15 protein-coding genes and 8 pseudogenes are annotated in these 23,645 nt (G+C 58.7%); 8 read left to right on the forward strand and 15 right to left on the reverse strand.

From position 1 onward, the window contains the following. Positions 1–39 precede the first annotated feature (39 nt). Positions 40–870 (reverse strand): response regulator transcription factor, encoded by an 831-nt coding sequence (locus X773_RS63440; protein WP_051406176.1) that lies wholly within the window; start codon positions 868–870, stop codon positions 40–42. A 696-nt stretch (positions 871–1,566) separates the two neighbouring features. Then, positions 1,567–1,683, reverse strand: a pseudogene (locus X773_RS78295) (NAD-dependent epimerase/dehydratase family protein); the annotation flags it as partial. On the opposite strand from X773_RS78295, the pseudogene X773_RS63445 reads away from it, so the two are divergent. Both X773_RS63445 and X773_RS76535 read left to right on the forward strand, forming a co-directional pair. Next, positions 1,684–1,881, forward strand: a pseudogene (locus tag X773_RS63445) (LuxR C-terminal-related transcriptional regulator); the annotation flags it as partial. 110 nt (positions 1,882–1,991) lie between these two features. Continuing rightward, entirely contained in the window at positions 1,992–2,372 is a 381-nt protein-coding gene (locus tag X773_RS76535; RefSeq protein ID WP_156937391.1) for a hypothetical protein, read from the forward strand. Positions 2,373–2,598: 226 nt separating this feature from the next. On the opposite strand, the gene X773_RS63450 is transcribed toward X773_RS76535, so the two are convergent. The 3 genes and pseudogenes from X773_RS63450 to X773_RS76540 form a co-directional block, all read right to left on the reverse strand. Next, a complete protein-coding gene (locus X773_RS63450) occupies positions 2,599–3,432 on the reverse strand; it encodes a response regulator transcription factor (protein ID WP_023678647.1) in 834 nt (277 codons plus the stop codon). A 420-nt stretch (positions 3,433–3,852) separates the two neighbouring features. Next, positions 3,853–4,022, reverse strand: a pseudogene (locus X773_RS78300) (IS630 family transposase); the annotation flags it as partial. A 53-nt stretch (positions 4,023–4,075) separates the two neighbouring features. Continuing rightward, positions 4,076–4,349, reverse strand: a pseudogene (locus X773_RS76540) (DegT/DnrJ/EryC1/StrS family aminotransferase); the annotation flags it as partial. 378 nt (positions 4,350–4,727) lie between these two features. Here X773_RS76540 and X773_RS73765 point away from each other — a divergent pair. The 3 genes and pseudogenes from X773_RS73765 to X773_RS79335 all read left to right on the forward strand — a co-directional run. After that, positions 4,728–6,464, forward strand: coding sequence for a right-handed parallel beta-helix repeat-containing protein (locus X773_RS73765; protein ID WP_198023592.1), 1,737 nt, complete (start codon positions 4,728–4,730; stop codon positions 6,462–6,464). A gap of 386 nt (positions 6,465–6,850) precedes the next feature. Next, positions 6,851–7,039, forward strand: a pseudogene (locus X773_RS79085) (hypothetical protein); the annotation flags it as partial. Between the two features lie 581 nt (positions 7,040–7,620). Then, positions 7,621–8,080: pseudogene (locus X773_RS79335) on the forward strand (type I secretion system permease/ATPase); the annotation flags it as partial. Positions 8,081–8,428: 348 nt separating this feature from the next. Here the strand turns inward: X773_RS79335 and X773_RS63465 are convergent. Beyond that, positions 8,429–9,289, reverse strand: a complete 861-nt coding sequence (locus X773_RS63465) for a ParB/Srx family N-terminal domain-containing protein (RefSeq protein WP_084641424.1) — start codon at positions 9,287–9,289, stop codon at positions 8,429–8,431. A gap of 582 nt (positions 9,290–9,871) precedes the next feature. Here X773_RS63465 and X773_RS63470 point away from each other — a divergent pair. Continuing rightward, the gene (locus tag X773_RS63470; protein ID WP_023678653.1) at positions 9,872–10,144 is read left to right on the forward strand and encodes a hypothetical protein; all 273 of its coding nucleotides are present in this window, start codon (positions 9,872–9,874) and stop codon (positions 10,142–10,144) included. 225 nt (positions 10,145–10,369) lie between these two features. Here X773_RS63470 and X773_RS63475 read toward each other — a convergent pair whose 3' ends face one another. Next, the gene (locus tag X773_RS63475) at positions 10,370–11,323 is read right to left on the reverse strand and encodes a WecB/TagA/CpsF family glycosyltransferase (protein ID WP_156937392.1); all 954 of its coding nucleotides are present in this window, start codon (positions 11,321–11,323) and stop codon (positions 10,370–10,372) included. A gap of 3 nt (positions 11,324–11,326) precedes the next feature. Next, positions 11,327–11,920 (reverse strand): annotated as a pseudogene (locus tag X773_RS74880) (IS5 family transposase); the annotation flags it as partial. A gap of 92 nt (positions 11,921–12,012) precedes the next feature. On the opposite strand from X773_RS74880, the gene X773_RS74885 reads away from it, so the two are divergent. After that, a protein-coding gene (locus X773_RS74885; RefSeq protein ID WP_198023593.1) for an IS630 family transposase occupies positions 12,013–12,955 on the forward strand; the annotation gives its coding sequence in 2 pieces (ribosomal slippage) (positions 12,013–12,350 and positions 12,349–12,955; 945 coding nt in all). 19 nt (positions 12,956–12,974) lie between these two features. Here the strand turns inward: X773_RS74885 and X773_RS63490 are convergent. Then, positions 12,975–13,124, reverse strand: a pseudogene (locus X773_RS63490) (transposase); the annotation flags it as partial. Between the two features lie 55 nt (positions 13,125–13,179). Then, complete coding sequence (locus X773_RS63495; protein WP_023678659.1) at positions 13,180–14,532, reverse strand: hypothetical protein; 1,353 nt, start codon at positions 14,530–14,532, stop codon at positions 13,180–13,182. Between the two features lie 722 nt (positions 14,533–15,254). Between X773_RS63495 and X773_RS63500 the strand changes: the two genes are divergently transcribed. Next, the gene (locus X773_RS63500) at positions 15,255–16,064 is read left to right on the forward strand and encodes a hypothetical protein (protein WP_023678660.1); all 810 of its coding nucleotides are present in this window, start codon (positions 15,255–15,257) and stop codon (positions 16,062–16,064) included. A gap of 88 nt (positions 16,065–16,152) precedes the next feature. Here the strand turns inward: X773_RS63500 and X773_RS63505 are convergent, their stop codons facing one another. From X773_RS63505 to X773_RS0138560, 5 genes are all read right to left on the reverse strand, one after another. After that, complete coding sequence (locus X773_RS63505; RefSeq protein WP_023678661.1) at positions 16,153–18,027, reverse strand: Wzz/FepE/Etk N-terminal domain-containing protein; 1,875 nt, start codon at positions 18,025–18,027, stop codon at positions 16,153–16,155. A gap of 50 nt (positions 18,028–18,077) precedes the next feature. Then, the gene (locus X773_RS63510) at positions 18,078–19,382 is read right to left on the reverse strand and encodes a polysaccharide biosynthesis/export family protein (protein ID WP_023678662.1); all 1,305 of its coding nucleotides are present in this window, start codon (positions 19,380–19,382) and stop codon (positions 18,078–18,080) included. Between the two features lie 1,239 nt (positions 19,383–20,621). After that, positions 20,622–21,863, reverse strand: a complete 1,242-nt coding sequence (locus tag X773_RS63520; RefSeq protein ID WP_198023595.1) for a glycosyltransferase family 4 protein — start codon at positions 21,861–21,863, stop codon at positions 20,622–20,624. Positions 21,864–21,897: 34 nt separating this feature from the next. Further along, the gene (locus X773_RS0138555; protein ID WP_036238948.1) at positions 21,898–22,479 is read right to left on the reverse strand and encodes a methyltransferase; all 582 of its coding nucleotides are present in this window, start codon (positions 22,477–22,479) and stop codon (positions 21,898–21,900) included. Between the two features lie 51 nt (positions 22,480–22,530). After that, positions 22,531–23,514, reverse strand: coding sequence for a glycosyltransferase (locus tag X773_RS0138560; protein WP_023678668.1), 984 nt, complete (start codon positions 23,512–23,514; stop codon positions 22,531–22,533). Positions 23,515–23,645: the final 131 nt, after the last annotated feature.

Below are 23,645 nucleotides of genomic sequence, written 5' to 3' on the forward strand. Positions count from 1 at the left end.
CACCAGCCCGAAGGACGATACGTCAAGACGGGGTGGCGGTCACACCGGATGAATGGTCTTGAGAAGGTGATACTCCTTTTGTGCTTCAAGTAGCTCTTGCGGATGGTGAGAAGGCTGAGTTGCCGTCCTTTCGGTCCCCGACGGGCCATTGCCGGACGCTGGAGTAAGCATCTTCATCGCCCAAACTGCAGCCTGTGTACGGTTGCGGACCCGAATCTTTCGAAGGATGGCCTTGACGTGTACCTTCACTGTAGCTTCGGCAATGTTAATTTCGCGCGCGATAGCTTTGTTAGACTTCCCTTCGATTAGGCGACGTAGAATGCAGTTTTCCCGATTTGACAAAATTGATAGTTCTTGATCCTCATGCTCCACTTTGACAACCACCTTTGCTAACTCATCAGCTACCACGTCATGTTTTAGACCATGCCTTATATCTTGAATAAACGTCGAAGTTTCCGCAGGTAACACCGTCTGCCCTAGCATAACCAATTCGAGAGCTTTGATGAAGGTGTCGTAAGCAGCGACTTTTGTCAAATAACCGTCAGCCCCCGCACGAAAAGCTGAAACTATATCGGTCGATCGACAGTGATCGGCTAGCGCAACGACATGGCTGGTGGGATAAACCGCTTTAAAGTCTGCAATTTGGGCGAATCCGGCATCCACATCAGTACCGCCGACATCCATGATGAGCAAGATGGACCGGTGCTGGGCTAGCGGCTTCTGCAGAAGATCGTAAACACAAGCCGCAGAGAAAAGAATGCGAAACTTTGCTGCATCCAGAATTCGAACAAGGCCATCTCGGAGTAACTCGCTTGGACTGACAAGCACTGATATAAAAGATTTTGCGGTCATCAAGGATTTCGTTGTCATCGTAGCCCCCCTGGCGCGATTTAGGTACGCTCGTTTCGCAAGGCGTTCCACGCATAGTTTCTTTTTTGACCATGTTACTTTACGCTAGGAAAACCATATACATGAACACCCTCTTTAGGCGTAGGGCAGCATCCTCGAGGGCTACCCCCGATTTCTCAAGCCTGAGGCCTTGGTGAGGGGTGCGAGCCCTGGCTTTCAGCCGCTCCGGGCGGCAGCCAGCACCATCGTGGCGCCGGATGCGCGGGCCGCGAGAGTTGCCGGGCTTGGACTCCCGGGGGGCATGGGTGGTGCCGCCGGTCTGGCGCGGGGCGGCGCGGCGTGACAGGCGGGAGAACCGCGGGCACAGGGGCCGTCCGCGACCACCCGCCATTTTTGGGATGCCGAGGAGAAGGCGATCTTGACTGGCGCGCGCTGATCCTGACCAGCGCCCGAGCTTCAGCAGCTTGAGGAGCAACGTCTCACAGCTGGCAGTGGCGGCTGGGTGTGGGCCAGGGCGATGCGGCGCAGCGCGCACAACAGCACGGGTGCCTTCCGGGCATCGAAATGCGCGATGGTCTGCCGAGCCGCTCCTTGCGTTGCACCTGCGGTGAGCAACAGAGAAGTTGCCTGGCACGGCCCCTGAGGCGGGCCAGTTCTGCTATTGCTACCTCGATAGATTGCCCAGACTGACGGCTTCGTCGAGGTCGCCTCTTCATTCATCAGGCGAGTCAAGCCGTCGATCAGGTCATCGACATAGCAGAATGATCGGGTTTGCGACTAGGAGCCGGAGATCGTGATCGGCTCGTTCTCCAGGGCCTGGACGACGAAGTGGGAGTTAGGCAGGCCGAGGTTGCGCAAGCGCTCCGGCGCGGCAAGGCGAACAAGATGATCGCCTACGAACTGAATTTGCGCGAAAGCACGGTGAAGGTCCACATCCGCAATATCATGAAAAAACTTAAGGCGACCAACCGCACGGAAGTCGCCTACAAGGTCAACGATCTTCTCGCAGAAGGAACTCTGGCTGAAGAGTGAGCCCAAGCGTAACACTGCCCACCTTGCGAGTCCCGCGGCCGTATTCGACTGTTGCCCAAATAAATTATATTCAATTATATATTGTGAAGGTCCAAGGGCGGGATCGGCAGATGAACTGCTATCTAAGCAGACTCGGGGAAGGTGTGTCTTCCTACCCATCTTATGGCCTCCTCGATCGTATCGAAATTCTTGTGCTGCCCGCTCAGCAGCCCGAATCCCGTCTCGAGGAACCATTTGCCTTTGGTGGAGTAGGCTTCCTCGTCGATCTGGGTAAGGACCGCCACCAGTTGGTCGCATTTCCAAACCAGGAGGCCGTATTCTCCGCCTTCAACCGTTCCGATCCGGGCTTCGCTGAACGACAAACCAGAAACAGTTTTTGTTTGGCCCATTTAATGAAAAATCCCCTCAAATTCAAAATGGCGGTAAAGATCCGTCATCCTTGTGTTTTTTATCAATCACGCACAGAGTTCAAACCGTTTGAGGCGATCTAATTCGTGATCCACCGCTGTTGAGTACAGAGGACAACGGGCAAAAAAACAACCGGATCTAAGTCGGGTCGTGGTTACACTGGCGGGATCCATATGATACGCCCCTGTGATGCGGTTTCCACCGCGCCTCTTCGGCCATCGCCCAGAATGATTTGAGCCTATGCGTTCTTGATCGGGAACGAGGCTTCGGCAAGTGAATGCACCAGCCAGAACGAAGATCTGTCGCAGGTCATATTGGAGGACGATTGTCGAAAACCAGGTATCCATTTTTTGCTTCAAGTAGATCATGCCGATGGTGAGACCGCTGAGGTACCACCGTATCGTTCCCCGACGCGCCGTTGCCAGACGGTGGAGTAAGCATACCATGATTCATCGCCCAAACTGCGGCCTGTGTTCGGTTGCGGACCCGAATCTTTCGAAGTATGGCTTTGACGTCTACCTTCACCGTAGCCTCGGCAATGTTAATTTCGCGCGCGATGGCTTTGTTTGACTCCCCTTCGATCAAACGGCGCAGAACACAGTTCTCGCGATTCGACAAAATTACCTTTTCTTGATCGCCACTCTCCACTTTATCTTCCACCTTTGGTAACTCATCAGCTATCAGTTCAGCCGTCGGTTCATTTTTCGAACCTTGCATTATATCTTGAATAACCATCGAAGTTTCCGCAGATAGTACCGTTTGCCCAAGCATAACCAATTCGAGAGCTTTGATGAAGGTATCGTAAGCAGCGATCTTTGTCAGATACCCGTCAGCCCCCGCACGAAAAGCTGAGACTATGTCGGCCGTGCGACAGTGATTAGCTAGCGCAACGACATGGCTGGCTGGGTAAATCGCCTTAAACTCAACAATTTGCGCGAATTCAGCTTCCGCATCAGCACCGCCGATATCTATGATTAGCAAGATCGACCGGTGACGCGGCAGCGGCTTCTGCAAAAGATCGTTAACAGAAGCCGAAGAGAAAAGAATACAAAAATCTTCTTCATTCAGGATTCGACTTAGACCTTCTCGAAGTAACTCGCTCGGTCCGACAAGCACGGTTATGAAAGATTGCCTTGTCATCATCGCTTCTCACCCGGCGTGATTGGGATACACGCGTCGATTAGGCGCTCCACGCGCCAACCGCACAGTTTCTTTTTTAACTTTACGCCAGGAAAACCGTACACCAAAATACCCTCTTTAGGCGTAGGGCAGCATCATCGAGGCGTATCCCGGATCTTCAGCCTGGGGCTTTTTGGTCAAGAACCCGAGCTCGTGGTTTCACCGACTCAGCCCATCGTGGCAAAGGATTGCGCGGCCGCGAGGATTACCGGGGCTTGGTTTCCGGCGGGCCGATGAAAGGAAAACATGGGACGGCCCGTCCGCTATGGTTACCTCGATATGATTGCCAAGATTGACGGCTTGATCGATTCGCGCCTTAATTCATCTGACGCGTCAAGCTGTGCATCAGGTCATCCACGTAGCAGGGCGCAGGACCACGGCGCCGGGGGAGCGCGGCGGCAGGAGCGTCAGGGTGATGTTGTCCAGCACCTTGAGTTTCGGCGTCACATGCCATCCGGCCTGATCAAGATGAGCACCGCATGCGCGCCGTCGTCGACGCTCCGGCTGATCTCGGCGAGGTGCTCCCGCATCGCCTCGGTATCACAATAGGGCAAAGGCCCGCGCCCTTCCCTTCCGGGGGCAGACGGCCCCGCAGGTCGAACCAGTAGGGGAGTTTCACACAGTAGCTTTGCCAGTTGCTGCGAGTCCAGCAAGGCTCGGCAGGCGTTTCCAGTTCGGCGATGTCGCGAAGGCGCTCTCACCATATTGCGCTGCAAGCTGCCCCCGCCGCGTGACGAATGCGGGAAGCCGTTGCAGTTGCTCACGCCGATGGCAGCGTGCAGGTCGGTCAGGCGGTAATTGTAGCCGAATTCAGGATAGCCCTCGTAGATCACCTGATTCGAGCCGTGCCTGACCGCGTCGGTAACGCTCATGCTGTGTTGGCCGACGAGCATGCATGACCTTGCCTCCTGCTCCTCGGGGGTAAGTTCACGCGTGATCCGAGATACTAGACGACGTTTGCAATTCGACGTAGGCACAAGCTTGAACGCAGCGCCAATCGCCCGGGAGAGTCTCAGTATAGCCTTATCCACGCCGTATTATGGTCATGAAGGTTAGCGTTATATCTCCAGATGGAATTTCTGGTTGTATTGGCAGAATTTCGTTAGGACGATAGATTGTCGATGAGCGTCCTGAGAGATACTTATGATGATTAATATTTAACTGGAGAAACACATGAGATCGATGAATTCCGACAAGGAAATACTGTTGACACACTCGGAATGGTTGAACAACTCTCGCGCGACGACGGAGGCCGCCGAGTGACGACCGAGGCTCCCATTTCCACCGCTTCCGCATCGACGGCAACCACGCAGCCGGCGCAGGGTCTTACCTATACCACCACACCGATCCAATCGGAGTACGACGGCCAGGTGATTGAAAATCTTGACATCTACGTCACCAACGGGGACGCGGTCACGATTACGCACGACAATGTCATCCTGCGCAATTGTCTTATTCATCACGTCGAGGGCGACGGGGTGATGGTATCGGGCGCAAACGGTGTCACGATCGAGAACACCGAGGTCATCAACGCCGCCCCCCCGGCGGGAATCGACCCCGAGACGAGCCCAGACATCAACAACATCAAGGCAGAAAACGCTTCGAACCTGACCGTTCATAACACGACGGTGCGGGAAGGCTCGACTGGCATCTATCTCGTGAACTCGCCCGGCGCGAGTCTTTCACACGTCGATGGCTACGACTTCCATGGCCCAATGCCGCGCGGTCAGTTCGTCCAGTTCAACAACTCGGGCAATAGTTCGCTAACCGACTTCTATGCCGTCAACGACGCCGGCAGTTCGCATCCTGAGGACATCGTCTCGGTATACGGCAGCCCGAATACGACGATCTCAAATGGGGTGATCGACGGTAACAACTCTCAGACCGGCGTGGCCGTCATGTTCGAGAACGGATCGACCGGCGGGAGGGTGGATCACGTTGACGCCATCCATCAGGGCAATGGCGCGTTCTCTTCCTACGCGAGCGATGTGACCTTCGATCACACGAGGTCGTTCGACGGTATCGATGAGGATCAAGGCCGCGGGGTTCCCTCGTCGAATGGACTGATCTGGAATGTAAGCTCCGGTGGGGTCAGCATCCTGAACTCGACCTACACCAACCCTGGCAATCCCAACAACATCATTTGGGACGCGTCAAAGGCGGTCGTGGCCGACGTGCACGAGGATCCCACGGCCACCCCAGTGGCACACGTCGATAACCAGTTCACCTGGGACTACGCAGCGGATAGCTCGACCGACACTGTCACGGACGCGAGCGTCACTCCCCCAACCACTAGCACGACGGAGACCGGGTCTGGGACCGGGACTGTCGCTCCTTCCGGCAGCACCAGCGATGGCACGTTGTACGGCACCAGCGGCGCCGATATACTCCACGGAACCAGCGGCCACACCATGATCGGCTATGGCGGCAACGACACCTACTATGTCGACAATGCCAACGAGAAGGTCGTTGAGGCAGTGGGCGGCGGCAACGACAGTGTGATCGCCTCGGTGAGCTATGCGCTTTCGGCCAGCTCGGAGATCGAGCATCTCGCCACCAACAACCCGTCCGGCACGAAGGCGATTTCCCTCACCGGCAACGAGTTCGCCCAGACCATCCAGGGCAATGCCGGCAACAATGTCATCAATGGCGGGCTCGGCCCCGACGTCTTGACCGGTTACGGAGGCCACGATGCCTTCTCGTTCAATACTGCTCTTGGAGCCGGCAATGTCGATAAGATCACCGACTTCAAACGCTCCCAGGACACGTTCCATCTCAGCGATACCGTTTTTACCGGGCTTCAGCCGGGAGGGCTTCCATCCAAAGCTTTCTTTGTTGGTACAGCCGCGCATGACAGTTCCGATCATATCATCTACGACAGTGCAACCGGGGCGCTCTCTTTCGACAGCGACGGAGCCGGCGGCGCATCTCAAACCCAGTTCGCCACCCTTTCCCCACATCTCTCGCTCGCCGCAGCCTCATTTTATGTGACCTGAAGGAACGCGGGGCTGCCGTGGCCAGATAAGGACTGGATAAACAGCACCTCAAAGCCATGATCCCGAACCGAAGTCAGCTTACCAAAGGCGGGAGTCCGGTTTTCGGAGAAGATCACGCTCAATGGAGTTCCATCCCGATGTCATCGGGATGGAACGGACTCGACTTGTGAGTTTTCCGTAGTTGTCCATGCGGACCGAACCGAGGAGACTGGAGTTACCAAGCTTGCTCTCACCGGAGGGTACTAAATGAACATCCACAAGAATGCCCGTCTGACGCCGTGGCGTCGAGAGGAACTGGCTCTTTCGGTCATCGAGCGACGTCTTTCCTAAGCCTTGCGGCGCAGGCCTATGCTGTGTCGAAGCGAGCTGGCCTGTGATGCTGCTGTGGCATCGATGTGCCGGTGGTCGACCCCAACCTGGCTTCGACGTGAGATCGGCGTCGTCTTGCAAGAGAACGTGCTCTTCAACCGGTCCATTCGCGAGAACATCGCGCTCGCCGATCCGGCTATGCCATGAAGCGGGCATCGCTCGCCGGCGTTCACGATTTCATCCTGGAGCTGCCCGAGGGCTATGACGTGCGACTGCGTCATTGCCGGCGCCTGGGTCGCCGGCGTCGCGATTGCGCGACATGGCTTCTCGTCGAACGGATACTCTGATCCTTGAAGGAGCGAACGCCTCGGCACTGAGACAAGTTCGTGCAATTCCGAGTTATTCAGGCGGGCATTACGATCCGGTCGGATCGCTAAAGGCCCAGATCTGCGTAGCGGGTCGGGAACAGCTCTATCGTCACTGGAGGAGCCGCCGATTCCGCATATGCGCTGCGGCAAGCTTTATAGTCGCAGGAGACCGGTGCTTGCTTCTCTCCAGTCAAACGCGTCCGCTTGCGGTGCGGGAGCACCCGTCTGTCGGCCAATTAACCGCCTGGCCGGCTGTTTCCTCTCCTAACCAGCAGGAAGGCAGATGCGCGGGCATCCAGAGCCCATAGCCCCGCCTTTTCCACGCCAGCCTACCCGATCGTACGATCGTACTTCGGCTCTCGTCGACATCTTGCGCCATCGCGAGCCGTTCGTAGCACGCCGTCAGGCCGCTTTGGGAACGGCCGCACGGTAGCGGCCGCACGGTAGCGGCCGGGGGCTGGGAATGGAGCCGCTATCCGGTCATGGTGCACCGGTATCCGCTGTCCGCGCGCAGCGCCCATGCGCGCCTGGAGCGCATATTCCAGGAGAACCGCCCATTGCCGGACTCGTGCGTCTGCCTGACGTCAGGGGTACGGTTTCCGTCGAGAACCTTTTCGTCCTCGCCCCGGCACGAACACGCCGGTCGTCATGGGCGCGACGTTCACGCTGAAGACTTCGCTTGTGGGTGCATGGCCGCCGGCGCAAGGGTGCGTGCGACCGGCACCGCGCTCCAGGATATCGAGCTGTTCTCCGGTTGCGTGCGCGACAACATTGCGCGCTTCCGAGCGGACGCGGCCGATGCGCAGGTGATCGAGGCGGCAACACACGCCTCTGCGCACGAGATGATTCCAGCGCCTCCCCAACGGATATATGACCGACATCGGGGAGGATGGAGTCGGCCTGTCGGGAGGGCAGCGGCAACGGGTCGGTCTCGCGCGAGATCGGCGAAAGAAGAGCTGCCAGACACTTGGTTCCACATCAATATTGCCAAGGTGAGGAGCGAACAGGTCAAGTGCATATTGTCGTCACTATCGACCGCATGTCAACACTTTGCAAAATTGCACGACAAGTCCACCACCTGAGGTGGTCCAGCCTGGTCGCCTCAAGTGCGACCTTGGCCTTGAACTCGGCCGAGAACCGTCTGCGTGTCTTCATGCTGGATCGTCCTTCTCATCGGGCGATCCACCTTATGCCCCTGTCTCAGAAACCGGGCACCACCTCAACCATCATTGCGAGAGGGTTCCTGCTCCAATAATTGGATACCCACCAGGCAATTGCTGGCAAAGCCTAACTCGGAATGGGTGCAGGTCTTGGAATGGATGTCTGTCTTGCGAAGTAACGCTTGAAGACACGTCGCGCCACATGGAGATCGTAGACGCCCTCGCTAACCACGGGCCAGTTCTCCACATTGGCCAAATCCACTATAGGCAAACCGTTCGCGACGAGGATCGCCGGGACTTGCGTCCAGCCCAGTGCGGACAAGGCCGCCAGCCGATGGTGGCCGCTCATCACGATGAACCTTTCATCTTCGTGATCTCGCAGCATGACGACCTGTATGAATCTGCTGTCAAGCGCGCCGTCTGAGGCAATATTCGGCTTATAGCCGATTTTCTTTATACTTTCGTAGGTTGCTATTAAGCGCTCGTATTCCTTCCTGCTTTCCTGCTCCACGATGCTCGGGCTTAGGTCCGGCGCCAAGCTACCATTAAGAGCTTTCAAACCTTGTCTGTATCTTGAGATCTCGGAAGGCGTACTCCACGGCATGGGCAGGAACGGCCTGGTGATGTCCAGGGAGGAGACATAGTGTTGGAGCTGAGAAGCCTTGCAGTCATCCTCATAGTCCGTTTGCTGCCCAAATAGCACTTCCTGCAAGTTCCGGGGGCGAAAATCTGCCATGAACCTCCTTATCAAGGATTCCTCATATCTCACACTTGGATCGCTGATGTATTGCCTAAGGAATGCAACCTGCGGATTGCAGCCATTGGCATCAAAATCGATGGCATAACCGTTAAGACATTTATTGATCGGCACTCTGAATTGCGAGCCTAAGACCGTATCAAAATCCGCGACGCGTACCAAATAAAGACCCGCGATCCATAGCGCTCTGTCAATCAAGGAACTTGTATATTCCCGCGACCAAGAATACATAGGCGATCTCCTAGGAAGCAAGTATTGCCGTCAAGTTAACTTTCGAAGTCGCAATTCGGCAAGGGTTTAGCGGGTTCGCGGTGTTGAGACCATGCAGGACCGCAATACTACAAGAATTCGAGGGTGACCGCGGAGGGATACCACCTCGCGAGAGCTTGGCGTGACGTCGTGGCGATACGACGGAAATCCAGGCGTCATCAATGCCCCAATGATTTTCGGGCGGGCAGAGCTTTGAGGTGCATGCGCAGCACGGCCAAGTCCAACCTCTCCTAACCGGGCGTCAGAAGTTTCTTGCCAGCGACAAGCTTCCTCAGGCGCGCGTTTCGTTCACTTCATTGCCAGTCTCCTCTCAAAGACCGGAACAATCTCAATGCGAGGACATTACTGGGGCACGTCACCTTTGATCTCGCGCGGTTCCTGGCAGACGCCGTGCACGCGAAGAGTTGGTATCGGAAGAATGCGCAGAACAGACACCCCCCATGAAACAGCACAAGCTGCGGAACTTAACATAGAATTCATACCGAATTGATTTATAGAAATTAGAGGCCGGCAATCTCGGCTTAATGGCAGAGGCGGTGGCACATGTTGATCGCGGGATCTTTCTACTTGGCTCTCGGAATGCTGCTTGGGTTTTGGATCAATTCCAAACAGCTGGCGCTTGTGGCGGTAGCGCTGTGCGCGCTGGTGATCGGCGCGGGACAGGGCACCGTGCGTAGCACTCTTCTCGCTGCGGCCGCACTGAGTTTGCTACAGCTCGGATACTTTATCGCACTCTTGGTGCGGAGCATCCTTGTTCACCGTCGCGAGCAGACAAAGCCGCTTTGCTGGCGTCACAACGGAGGCGCCGACGGCTAGTGGATGGACACGTTTCGGGTGGACTCAAATTCTCCTTCATTTCCTCTACTTGGCCTCGACAACTGCCAGGCGATCAGTAACCCCTCGTCGTTGCGGCCCGCAAACAAGGAGAGTGACGAGCGCATCCATCTGCTCACCGCATCAACAGGCGGCCAGCAATCCTAGTAGTAGCGGCAGCGTCTGCGCATTTGATGCATTCTGGGCAGATCAGTAGGTTCACCATCTTCACCCTTGGGATCGGAAGAGACGCCTCGCTTCCTGCCGAAAGATTCCCAGCATGAATCTGGGGATGACGCGGAAATAGCGCCCCGCAAGCCGCCCCGGCTCCTGTGATATGCGGTAGAGGAATTCCAGTCCGAACTGGCGGATAAAGGGAGGGGCGCGCTTTATTGCCCCGGCGCGAAAATCAAAGGCGGCACCGACCCCCATCGAGATTGCGCCGGGGATGTGCCGTGCATACCGCGCCATCCAAATCTCCTGCTTCGGGCAGCCCAGGCCGACCCAGATGATGTCGGGCTTGGCGACTGCAAGGCGGCGAATCTGCTCCTCCATCTCGACGTCGGTCAGCGGGCGAAAGGGCGGCGAGACCGCGTCTGCTATTTCGATGCCGGGATAGGATGCCTCGAGCGCAGCCACCAAGGACCTTAGGACCTCCGGTGTTGCTCCGTAGAAGGCATGCCGCCAGCCTTTGGCCAGCCCCGCCCGGCAAACCGCTTCGAGTGTGTCGGTACCTGTCACCCGGCCTGCGCGACGGCCCCTGAACCGACAAACCCACACCAGGGGCGCCCCGTCGGGCACGTTCATGAATGCGCCTCGATGCGCATCGGCCAAGGCCGGCTCGTCGAGCGCGCGCACCACCCCATGTACATCGCGAAACACGACGTAGACACCAGCGGTGTTGGCCGTGCGCCGGGCAAGCCACTCGTCCACCCTCAGCAGGAAAGACTGCTCTTCGACCACGGCAACTGAAGTCGTCAGGATCTCAACAGCTTCAACAGGCGGCAGCCTTTCCGCAGGCTCGCGCGCATGAGCGATTGACAGGCGCGCTTGGCGGTGTTGCGTGGTCACATCTTTAAGCGGTTTAGTCATAATATTATCCTCAAGTTGACGTACTTCACGAAACTTCGAAGCGACTGGTATAGGCGGCAGCGTCCGAGGTCTCGTGAATCCCAGGGCCAAGACTCATAACCAGTAGCTGACGGTTGCGGCGATGCAGACGGCGGCGAGGAAGTTCCGGGCGAGTCGATCGTAGCGGGTTGCGATGCGGCGGAAGTCCTTGATGCGGCAGAACATGCGCTCAATCGCATTGCGGTCTCTGTAGAGGAAGGGCGAGAAGCAGTTCTTCCATTTCCGGTTCGCCTTGGGCGGGATATTGGCGAACGCGCCGTCCGCGAACCTGCTCCCGGATGGCATCGCTGTCATAGCCTTTGTCGGCATGCAGGATTGGCGCCGCCGGCATCTGCTCGATCAGCAGCGCCCCGGCAGTGCAATCGGCGACCTGGCCGCCGGTCAGGAGAAAGGCGACCGGCCGGCAGAATCCATCCGTCAGGGCATGGATTTTGGTGGTCCATCCGCCTCTCGAGCGACCGATGGCCTGATTTTGCTCCCCCCTTTGCCGCCGGCCGCACAGCGATGCGCCCTTACCGCCGATGGGTCGATGAGAAGCTCGGCCGGAGGCCCGCCTGCGATGGCGAGAGCATGGAAAATGGCGCTCCAAACGCCCTTGGCCGACCAGCGCTGGAAACGGTTGTAGAGGGTCTTGCGCGGTCCATAGACCGACTAGAGCACGTCCCATGATGGATGAATCGATTGTGATGTGACGATGGCGTTCGGAAGTGATTCAACATCCACCTCGATGGAGGTGGATTATGGGAAGAGCACTGAGCGGGGATCTTCGGTTGCGGGTCTTGAAGGCTTCGGCGGAAGGCATGTCGGCACGGCAGGCGGCGGCGCGGTTCGGCGTGGGAGTATCCAGCGCGATCCGCTGGATTGCGCGGGCGAAGATCGGCGAGTTGGCGCCCCGCCCGCAGGGCCGTCGCCGCGCCTCCAGCCTCGATGCGCATGAAGCCTTCATCGGCGGGCTGATCGAGGAGCGCAAGGACATCACGCTGAACGAGATGGTGGAGCGGCTCTTGGCCGAACAGTCGGTGCGGATCAGCCGCAGCGCCTTGAGTGCCTGGCTTCGCGGCCGAGGCTGGACTTTCAAAAAAGTCCGCACATGCACTGGAGCAGGATCGCCCCGACATCCTGAAGCGGCGGCGGGCCTGGTTCGAAGGCCAGCTCGATCTCGACCCTGCGAAGCTCGTGTTCATCGACGAGACGGGATTGTCGACGAAGATGGCGCGCCTGCGTGGAAGAGCGCCACGCGGCGAGCGCTGCCGGGCCGGCGTGCCGCATGGCCATTGGAAAACCACGACCTTCACCGGCGCCTTGCGGCTGACGGGCATGACAGCGCCCTTCGTCTACGATGGCGCCATGAACGGCAACGTGTTCCTGGCCTATGTCGAGCAGGTGCTGGTCCCGACCCTGTCGAAGGACGACATCGTCGTGATGGACAACCTGCCCGCCCACAAGGCCGGCGGCGTGCGCGACGCGATTGAGGCCGCAGGCGCGAGCCTGCTCTACCTGCCGCCCTACAGTCCCGACTTCAATCCGATCGAGAACGCCTTCGCCAAGCTCAAGGCGCTGCTGCGAGCAAAGGCCGAAAGAACCATCACCGCACTGTGGAACACGGTCGGTTCGGTCCTCGACCTCTTCACCCCAGCCGAATGCGCAAACTACTTCAAAGCGGCCGGATATGACCCAGATTAAACAGGACGTGCTCTAGCGTCGACCAGCGTCCGCCGCTCTTCACCACATGGATGATGCCGCTGATCACGCGGCGATCATCAACGCGCGGCTTGCCTCGGGTGTCGGTCGGCAGATGCGGTTCAAGCAGCCCAAACTGCTCATCACTGAGCCAGAAATATTCGCGATTCATGAGTGGTCCCCCTCAGAGACCCCTGAATCACAATCCCGCCGTCAGGGGAACCCCTTTATGGGTCCGGACCCTCGTTCGGATATTGAACCGGAGACGTTCTACCGAAGCTCGCCTGATAGGTGCGGGACCAATCAGAGAGAAGCTGCTGCTCGAACTGATCCACTGGTAACGGTGCCAAGCTCTCGTTTCCGGTGCACAGCGTCGCCTCGGCTGCATCGACGGCGCAATCAGGTATCCAAAGATTGTTGGCCTCAAATACGCCCTTCCGATACGACTCGACGAATATTGAATTCGAATGAGCGACATTGGCGAAGTAGGATTCGTCGATCCCGCCTTCGCCGCAGCATTTCCAGACGTAAATCCCGACTGTCTTCGTTGTTATCTCGTTGCCGTCGATATACCGGGCGGGCCGCACGACAAAGTTCTCGAATACTTCGTTGTTATTTCCTGCCGCTAGCCCAATCCCAGCATTGGAGGCGTAGAGGATACGGTTGGCAAAGATTTTTATCCAAGCTGAGCCGGTCGACGCATCCGTGTTAACTCCGTCGATCATGATGCCGGACCCCGAGTAGCGCCCTGTGAACGGCTGGCGGCCCGGAAAAGCTCCGATCAACAGGTTGTTGGCTATCGTCACCGGTCGATCCTTCCTACCCCTGACGCGGAACAGGCTGATCACGTCCTCGACGGCGCTCTTGCCGGGCTCGTTGCGCACATAATTCCAGGAGATGTCGACAGTGCCCGCTTCACGGATGTCTGCAAGCTGCACGAAATTGGCAACGGCAATCCCCGTCCTGCCAACCCAGGCGCCCACATTCTCCGTAGAGCATTGGTCGCGACAAAGCCCGGCAATGTTCAATGCGTGGTTGAACCGAACTGTGATCTCACGTGCCGGCATTCTCGCGGGATCCGCATAGACCCAGATTCCGCGGCTTCCCTCGACCGAGTTGTGCTGTACATCGATGCGCCGAGGATTCAGAGCCACAATGAACCGTGGCGGGGCTCTATCGCGCAGCTCAGGCTGTTGCCCAATCGCCCTGCAATTCCGAACTGTCACGTCGGCATAATGGGTGTTCCTGGGGTTTACCCCGTCGCTTCGGTGCTCGGCCTCGCCGTAGCGGGTGCTGATCAGGGTTCCGACCCCGCTGACGACACAGTTCTCAATTGTAACCGGCTCGGTCGTTCGAATAGTGACCGCCGGGACGTCCGGATCGTCCGAATGCCAGCGGCCGCTGTAGGTGCCTCCAGCGGTAATGATCAAGCTCCCCGCATGATCGAGGTTTGCCTGCATGGGGACGGGGCTGGTGGCCTTGTTGCCAAGCAACAACGGAAGGCGCGGCACAGGGGGCGACACTGCCCCGCCTATGCCGAACAGTAAAACAGTTGCCAGCAGAGTGATCGGTTTCAGCATGGTCGTCTCCGGGTTGCAGGAAAGCGCGTTCCGCGGTGCTTGGCCAAAGCCCCTGTTGGGAAACGAAATAGCAGTCCCATTTCGCCTGAAGCATTGAAGTGAGCGCATGTGTCGGATTCCAACGCGCTATTTGGGAAGTTCAGGGATAGGCCAGTCCCCGGCTTGATAATTCGCGCGCTCTGCTGGATCCTGTTATCGTCTCGCAGTCGTAGCGAAAGTGCGGGAAAAGGAACGTCCCCAAAGCCGCAGACGAACGTTGATCCTGTGGCACCAGCCAATGCAACCGAAATGGACGTTGCGCAGCTTTTCACGCCGTCCGGCCCCGTTCAGGAGGAGTCGCTGTTCGCCGGGCGGCGACAACAGGTCGACCGCCTTGTTGAGACGCGGAGCCATCCAAGCATGCCATAGTTTATGGTGAGCGGGGCGTCGGCAAGACTTCACTCGTCAATATGTTCTTGTGGCAGAGGCGACGGGGGCTTCCTCAGTTCACCTCGTCGCTCGGGTGCAGGCGGATCCCTCTGACGACTATTCCTCTCTATGGCGCAAGGCGCTGAGTGAGCTTAGCAGCATCGACCCAGCCTCGGGTCACGCTTTTGCGGCAACGCCGCTCCCTACTGACCGACCGCTTAAACCAGATTCTGTCAGGCGGCATCTGCAGCGTTGCTGCGTCAGAAATACGGCTTTGATAATTGACGAGTTCGACCGGCTGCAGAGCACTCGCGATGCCGAGCTCACCTGCCGATACCATCAAGTACCTTTCCGACTACAACATAAACTGCACAGTGATCATTGTCGGCGTTGCCGAATCTCTGGGCGACCTGGTCAGGAACCACGAATCGCTGCGCCGTTTACTTACCTGCATACCCTTGCAACGGATGCGCGATGACGAGTTCTCGGAACTCATTGAGTCTCGGCTTGACCGCGCCTCTCTGGAGATTGAGGGACCAGCAAAGCTCAAGATACTGCGCTTGTCTCGGGGACTGCCCTTCTACGTTCACACGATCGCCAAGCTTGGTTGCCTCGCTGCTGCGCGCAGCGCGTCCCGACGCATTGGCGTGGCGCAGGTGAATGCGGCGATCGAACAGGTCATTGACGAACTGCGGCAAACCTTCTGTGACGGCGTCACGAATATGTTGGCTGGAAGCCGCGGCAGCATCTTTCCCGAGGTCGTCCTTGCAAGCGCGCTGGCGGACGCGGACGACGATGGCTATTTCAGCGCGAAATCGGTGGCGGCGCCCCTGTCGCGCATGCTTCGCCGCCAGATGAAACCAGCAAGCTTCCAGCGCCATCTGGCCGACCTTGCCTCTGACGAGCGTGGGCGCCTGTTGGTCAGGCGCGGACAGCCCGGAAGCCACCGCTTCCGCTTTCGTGACGCATTGACCCAGCCATATGTCATCATGGACAGTTTATGCCGCGGCTTAATCGACGAAGCAGAGGCACTGCGGCGGCCCGGCATTGACATCACTGCTCATGCAACCGCGCCTGAAGGTGATTGGACGTATGGCAGCGCACGTCCTGCAAACATGGTTTGACTGGGACCGGATCGCGATGCCCCACTCCGGGGCCCTGTGTTCTGATTTCGGCAACGGCCACCATTCACCGAGACGGTAGTCGCTGCCATTAGACGCGGAAACCGGTCTTCTGCCGCTGCCCGAAGTGACGCTTGGAACTGTAGCGTTCATACTTGCGCAACCGCCTAAGGTTGACCTTGCTGTAGATGACACCTAGGCATTTCTCCCTAATGCCGTGATCCAAGGACATGGCCTTCTGCACCAGTTTGCGGGAGGTACGCGCCCACTCGATTACGCAGATGAAGGCGTCGATGCGGATGGCCGCCGCACGGGCCTCTATGCCTTCCGCCATAGGCGGCAAGTCGACGATGACGTATTTGAACGTAACCTCCGCTTCCCGAAGCAAGGTGGTGAAGCCAGGCGATGCCACCATATCGCTGGTTTGCGGAAGAGAGCCACGCTTGGATGCTGGAAGAAATGCCAGTCCCGTCTCCCCTTCAAAGAAGAAAAGCGCGTCTCGAAGGCTGCGGCCATTCATCACAACGTCGGCAAGTGTCACTTCGGCGGCAGGAGCCAGGGCTTCGCTCAAGCCCGGATTGGTGAGATCGGCGTCAATCAGCAGGGTCTTCGATCCGCGCGCGGCAAGAAGGGAGGCCAAGTTCTTCGCTGCAGTTGATCTCCCCTCTCCGTTCAGCACCGAAGTAACCCCGATAACCCTCATCTTCTGGTCCGGAAGTTTGAGGTCGGCTGCGACCGTCGCGCTGCGCAGACATTCGGCGAACCTCGAGGTCGGCTTATCGATCACGTCACGTAGGAGGTCATCCGCCCCCTTGGCCAGCGGCCCCGGCAAGGTGTTTCCCTCCGCCTTAGCAACTTGTCTCGGCCACGGCCGCGGAGACCAGCTGCTGCGCCGAACCTTCGGAAGCATGCCGAGGAAATCCAGATGAAGCAAATCTCGAACCTGAGCACCTCTTCGGAAACCTTGGTCTCTGAACTCGAACAGCGCCCCTAGACCGACCCCCAGAACGCCGCCAGCCAAGAGCGACAACACCAAGATTATGGTCTTGGGAGGATAGCTCGTCCAGGACGGGGTATCCGCCCGGTTGATGATGCGGGCGTCGGCAGATGGCGTGGTCTGCTGATGGAGCGCCTCTTGATAACGTTGCAGGGAGGAGGCGTGCAGGTTCCGGTAGGTCTCGGCTTCTCGTTCCAGAGCATTCAGCGCGACCAGGGCCGACGCATCCGCCGCAGTCCTTCTGGACCTGATGACAGCGAGTTCCGCGTCGGCCAGCTTCTGCCTCAGGTCGACAACCTGAACCCGGAGCCATTCGCCCGCCTGGCGCATCGACTCGTGCGTTCTTTCCCGTTGGTCATGCAGGTAGCCTTCTGCAAACGCATTGGCGATGTCTGCAGCAAGGGAGGGATCGGGCGCGGTGGATTCGATGCGGAGAATGAAGGCTGGGCCGACCCGCAATACCCGCACCATGGACTTCAACTTCGCAATGCCCGCCTTGATCCTTCCGTCCTCCGTCTCCTGCGGAGCCGGAGGACGGGCAAGTTGCTCACGAACGAACGACACCAGCTTCCAAGTTGGTGACGTCGCCTCAGAAAGAAAGCGCGGATCATCCATCAGCTGCAGTGCGTCGATCACATGACGGGCAACCGATTCCGACCTCAATACCTCCATTTCGCTGCTGACGATTCCGTCGAAAGCCGCAAGAGGATTGGGAAGATAACTGTCCCCCAGAAAGCTGATTTGACGATATTCGATGAGCAGTTCAGCCGAGGCCGTGTACTGCGGGGTTTCCGTCAGCGCGAACGCCGTGCCCAAGGCCAGTGCAGCGGCCCCGACGGCAATGATTACGCGGAACTGTCTGCCCGCGGCCGCCAGCAACTTGTCCAGGTCAAGCGTGCTGTCTTCGACCGAAGTAGGCCACCGTTCGTCCGTATAGGTAGCGGGAGATTGGGAATTGCGCTGCAGCATATGGATCTCCGCAGGTGATGCGGCTGCAAAGGCCGTCGTTGAGGTTTCGTTCAGCGGCTCTTTTCCGCAGCAATCGAGGGGCGGAGAGAGGGAGCGAGTATCCAGTCGACGTTGAGGGTGATCTCCACGACATCTCCGGGCCACAAGTCGGTTTCTTCATTGGCGCTGATCCGGTCGACGGCGTCGGCAGATTTTCTGACGACGGTGATCTCCGGCGGCGACTGCCGGCCGCCGCGTGCGAGTTCCGAGCGCAGTCCTCCGACATAGACGAGCTTCTCCGCATTGCCTTGCAGCTGCGCCTTCAGGTCAGCCACGTCCAACATCGCAGCCGTCAGCTCGCCAAGAAGCTCGATGCGACGGGAATCTTCAATCCTGACGAGATTGCGTTGCAGATCATTGCGCTCTCGCTCCATCCGGGAAGCCTCCGCGAATGATTCCAATGCCCGCGTTGACCACAGAAGCACGGCCCTGCGCGCGTCGTTCAGAAGGGCTACCGAGGCTAGTCCTTTCTCATGGAGTCGTCTGACCCGCTCAAGCTCAATGGTGTCTTCTTCCTTGGCGGTCTGCTCGTTCTCTTGACGCCGGCTCAATAGATCAAGCCGTCGCTCGATGTGCTGGAGAGAAACGCGGACGGCCTGCTTCTCCTTGCTGTGGTCATCGACCCTGTTGGCGAGGAGCTCGCCCTGGACCTGCTCGATTTCCGGCAGCAGGCCCGCCGAAAGGCCCCCGTCAGCGGAAACGGCCAGGCTGGTTTCATCGCGGCCCTCGAGTTCGGCTCTGAGCCTTGCCACGCGGATCTGCGCCGCCGCCAAACGAGGCCAGGTCGTGTTGTACTGAGTTTTGAGGTCCGTCAGCTCCAAGATGGGATTGTCGATCCGTAGCCTGACCAAATCGTAGCCGCCCGCGACGGCGATTGCCTGGCGTACCGTCATTCCGCTGCGGAAGGGCTGTTCGCCAGGATTTGCAACATCGCCGGTCAGGTAGATGGGACGATACTCCACCACCTGCAGCACCACCGCCTCGGGATGCACGAACTGCCAGACGTCTCCCCCGACGCCTTGGACCGGGTAACCCTTCTGCGGCGCCTGGGCCACGACCGCGTCCCGAACCGCGCTGACAGTTCGTCCGGCAGCCTCCACCGCGCCGACGAGCGGTAAAAGAACCGTCCCGTCCATGCCAATAGGCGACCGCTGGCGCAGATCGGGAATTCCAAGCACCTGAAACTCAAGCACGTCACCCTTTGCCAACAGGTACTCCTCTGCCACTGCCGTGTTGCCGAAGCAGATCAGAAGGACCAGCCCAGCTACTGTTGGCTTCAGGCACCTCGTCAGAAAAACTCCCAAGCTCTTCGACATATCATTCACACTCCACTTAGCGCTTGTGCGATCGCGGACTCCCCGCGCCCAAAAGAGTCAAACCGGCAGACGATGTGCGTCGGGGAGCAGATCAGCGGCCTTGCACAGCCATTGCGTTGACGATCGCTTCCGCCAGCATGGCTGCACCGATACTGTTGAGGTGATTGTCATCGAAATAGAGCGGATCCTGCCCAAGCAGGGCTACGCAGCGGGCCGGGGTGAAGGAGCTGCAGAAAATCCTTTCCGGCCTGATTCGCACCAAGTTCGGATGGTCGGGGATCGCGTCCAGTTGGCGGTGTATGCCTTCAACCCTCTCTTCGAAGACGCTGTAGCTCGTCGGCAGCCACTCTTCCCGTTGGATCCCGAAGTGCCACTCCTTTGCAAATGCCGCGGCACGTCCCAGCCGACATCGGGGATCATATAGACGAGGAGGACCTGCTTTCCGCTGTCCAGCAGATGCTGGATCGAAGCGCGATTAAGGGCGCCAAGCTTGTCGATCCGGGAGGGATGCTCATTGGACTCCCGTGCCTGTCCAATGGGAAGATAGAGAACGGGCTTGCCGTGTTCCAAACCGCCCTCCTTTGTTGAAACGGTTCCCGTCAAAGTAGAAAGTCCAGCGGGCAACCACGACGACCGTCTTGAGTTCCGCGCTGGCCACAAGATACTCCTGCACCAGTTTGTTGTAGGTCGCGCACTCGTCCTCACGGTCAGAACGGTAAGAACCCACAAATGGCGGGCAGCGGCCGACGCTTAGTTCTCTCAGGCCATGACCGACACACGAGAGAGCGCCAGCGAGGGCATGGCTAAGCGACATAGCGTGGCTGTCGCCGAGCGCTGAGGAGCCTTCCGACCAAGTTTTCGGGTCTCGCGAACGCAATCACAAGGGCGGTCCCAAGCACTGGAACGAGAGCCCAAAAGCTGGGAAAGGGCACTGTCTCGTCGAACGTGAAGACGGCATAGAAGATCATGACAATCCCCGAGACCGAGGCTGCCTGTGTCGCCCCTCCGCCCACGTGATTCCATTTGGTAGCGGTAAGTGCGAGTGCCGCCCCGATCCCGAGTTCTCAAGCCCGAGTAGGCACGATGGGTAATGAGAGCATGTTGCAAGCGTCCTGGTTCGTGGATCACGGGCTTGAAGATTTCGGGACACCGTCCACCGGACCTCGTCCGGCAAAGGAGACTTTCGGCCGGCGTGCGGGTGCCTGCGCCGGCGCGGCCCAGGCTCTCCTGTTGTTCGAGCTAAGCTTTAGGCAAGCTGACGCGCGGTCTCTTGAGTAGTTCTCCGTAGTATTGGGCCGTTCGCGAAGCGATTGTGCCCCAATCCATACTGGTGGCGGCAGTGTTCATGGCGCCTTGCCGCAGGCGCCTCACAAGGCGCGGCGAGCTCAATGCCATCCCCAGTGCGTCGGCCAGAGACTCCGGTTGCCCCGGCTCGCATAACAGCCCGTTCACGCCATCGATCACCACGTCCGTCAGTCCGCCGACCCGACTGGCCACGACCGGCCGCCCGTTTGCGAACGCCGCAGAAGCCACCCCGCTTTGCGAGGCGTCCAGATAGGGCAAGGCGACGATGCACGCCTCCTGAAACTCCTGAACGGCTTCCAGCGACGTGAGAAAGCTGTCCCTGACCGTAATATTGGTAGCACCCCGGCAGCGTCCGGCCAGGCGATCCAGTTCAGAGCCCCGCCCAGCCAGATGCAGCGACAACGGGAGGCCGCGTCGACCCAGGAGCTCCACTGCATCGAGCAGGACGGCCAGCCCCTTGTATTGTTCCATTCGTCCGAACAGAAGCACACGTCCTGGTATGGGCTCACGCTGCAGTGCTGCAGGTGGGCACAACAGCACGCCATGCGTCGTCTCGCGGACTTCGGTTCCATTCGCGCGGGTGAGTCGGGCAAGCTCCGTGCAGCAGTGGTGACCATGACCAAGGAGAAGGTTTGCTGCGGCTCTTATCCGGCTGCGGATCCTGGGACGATCGACCTTGGAATCGCTTCCTGAATGCGGCAGTGGGTCGTGCACAGTGACGACTATCCTTGCGGAGCCTTTCATCAGAAGGACCATAATATAGTGGGCGAAGTTCGGGCACTCCTGGAAATGCACGATGTGCGGCTTGAATGCCCACATGTCGATCAACGCGCGCAGAAGGTCGCGGATATAGGCGAACATCCCGGACCTTCGCAGAAAGAGCTGGTACAAGCGGGTCTGCAGTTTGGAAGGCTCTGGGCTGCCAAGATGCAGTCCGCATTCCTTCTCGTAACCCGTCCTATCCGTAATCAGTCGGACGGAGCCATGATTGGCGAGGGACGCAGCCAGACGCGCCGCATACTCCGGAAATAATGGAGAGAAGATAACGACCCTCAGTTCCTCCTTCGAGGGAGAGATCTCTCCGGACGCACGCAGGGTTGGGCCGGGCGCAGGCGCAGGCGCCTGCTGCGGGCTGCGCGCGGATTTCTTCAGCAGCGAAGAGGCAGTATCGTCCATGAGTCTTAGACCCCGTTGGTAGATCATTCCGCAGTCATTTAACCGCAGACTTTTTCGCCCGCGCGGCGACGATGACGGGATAGGAGGGGTCATGCTGGTCGAGCGCATCTCGAGTGACGTCGTCGAGCACGCGTTGCTGAAGAAATGCAATGGCGGCTTCGAGATTGCCATGTGCTTCCACATGGATACTGCCCGGCTCGAACTGCTCTTGGACAAGGCGCCGGACGGACACAGCCGTAAGCGACCAGCACCAAGTATGGCCCCAGTCGCTTTCCCGACCCACTGGACTGATCCCGGGTACGGTAAGTAACAGGATACCGCCGGGCTTCAGTGCCCGGTGCAGGGTTGCAAGGGCGGCTCGCATGTCGAACAGCAGGTGCAGTGTCTGTGTCAGGACAATGCAGTCGAACTGCAGTTCCCGGAGGGTTTCAGGATCGGCCAGATCACCGATTATCGTGGCATTGGGGTTGCTGTCGTCGACGAAGAGGATGTCGCTTTTCTCCACGGCGGGTCCGCCGAAGCGTAACGTGTAGTGGTTGTCTCCGACTTCCAGTACACGGCCGCCGATGTCTCCGGAATTCCTGGCGAGGAAGCCTTCAATGTAGTGGCGATCAATCGGCGTTCCGCGATCAAACCCCCACCCGCCGCGGGTGGACCGAGGCGCGCTCTACTTATTCTCCCTTCGCATCCAAACCATCCCCTCCCGCAGATGCCGCCCGAACTCGCGCGTCACGGCTCTCGTCGTGCCTCCAGGCGACCATGCGACTGCCCGCGCGACTTGACCCACAACCGGAGCGAAACGCTTGCCGGACTGCCAGTCCGCGCGCGCGGCGACGAGCATTTCCTTTGCATATAGCGCGCGCCATTTCGCTCTGCTCTCCCTCATGGCGGCGCGCCTGGACGGATCGTTTCCGAGGCGCTCCTCGTGCCGATCCAGCACTGAAAGCACGGCCCGAAGCATCCGGTCCCGGTCTGCTGTCATGCTGTTTGCATGCCGGCGGTATTGGGCGACTGTGACGGGATATCCGGCAACAGGGAACCTGCTTGCGACACGTAGGTAGAGGTCGTAATCCTCACAGCGCTGAAGCGCCTCATCGAAGCCACCGATCTCCTCCAGGCACTTGCGCTGATAGAGAACGGTAGCGTGCATCCCGATGCAGTTGCTGAGGATGAAGTCATGATGGGCGTCTTCGCCTATGTTGATGAAGATGTCACCGCCCATTGGTGCCAAGCTTTCCGTTACGTATTGATGCCCTCCGTAGACCAGAGCGCAGTGTGGCTGCCTCTTCCAGAAATTCACGCCGCATTCTAGGGCGTGTGGCAGGAGAAGGTCGTCCGCATCAAGGAAGACCACATGTGTCGTCCTGCAGTTCTTCCACCCGAAGTTGCGGGCTGCTGCGAGCCCCTTGTTGTCCTGCCGGATAAGCCGCACGGACGGGTAGCGCTGGACGACTTGCGAGGGATCGTCGGTCGAACCGTCATCGACGACGATCACTTCGTCCGCCAGGCGAATCTGTGCCAGAACGCTGCCGATGGCGTCATCGAGGAAATGAGCATGATTGAAAGTCGTTATGATCACTCCGACGGTAAGCTCGTCGGTGGCCTCTTGAGGCGGAAATGACTTATCAATGACTTCAACTGATATATTCACGGCGCCTTCTCCTTTGGTGCATGATTGACGTATCGGCTCAAGACAGGGTGCGTGATCCACCCGCTGCCTAGCGCCGTTACATGTGGTGCGTGGCTGTGTATGCGGATGATGCGAGTCCCCGCTGTGTAAGC

This window comes from Mesorhizobium sp. LSJC280B00 (assembly GCF_000502835.1).
In the GTDB taxonomy this organism is placed as follows: Bacteria; Pseudomonadota; Alphaproteobacteria; order Rhizobiales; family Rhizobiaceae; genus Mesorhizobium.

Bases quoted from the DNA above. Each gene is read 5' to 3' on its own strand.
- X773_RS63440 (WP_051406176.1), bottom strand. From the start codon at position 870: ATGACAACGAAATCCTTGATGACCGCAAAATCTTTTATATCAGTGCTT.
- X773_RS63510 (WP_023678662.1), bottom strand. From the start codon at position 19,382: ATGTCGAAGAGCTTGGGAGTTTTTCTGACGAGGTGCCTGAAGCCAACA.
- X773_RS76535 (WP_156937391.1), top strand. From the start codon at position 1,992: ATGAACTGCTATCTAAGCAGACTCGGGGAAGGTGTGTCTTCCTACCCA.
- X773_RS63470 (WP_023678653.1), top strand. From the start codon at position 9,872: ATGTTGATCGCGGGATCTTTCTACTTGGCTCTCGGAATGCTGCTTGGG.
- X773_RS63520 (WP_198023595.1), bottom strand. From the start codon at position 21,863: ATGGACGATACTGCCTCTTCGCTGCTGAAGAAATCCGCGCGCAGCCCG.
- X773_RS63505 (WP_023678661.1), bottom strand. From the start codon at position 18,027: ATGCTGCAGCGCAATTCCCAATCTCCCGCTACCTATACGGACGAACGG.
- X773_RS63465 (WP_084641424.1), bottom strand. From the start codon at position 9,289: ATGTATTCTTGGTCGCGGGAATATACAAGTTCCTTGATTGACAGAGCG.
- X773_RS63495 (WP_023678659.1), bottom strand. From the start codon at position 14,532: ATGCTGAAACCGATCACTCTGCTGGCAACTGTTTTACTGTTCGGCATA.
- X773_RS63450 (WP_023678647.1), bottom strand. From the start codon at position 3,432: ATGATGACAAGGCAATCTTTCATAACCGTGCTTGTCGGACCGAGCGAG.
- X773_RS63500 (WP_023678660.1), top strand. From the start codon at position 15,255: ATGCCGAGCTCACCTGCCGATACCATCAAGTACCTTTCCGACTACAAC.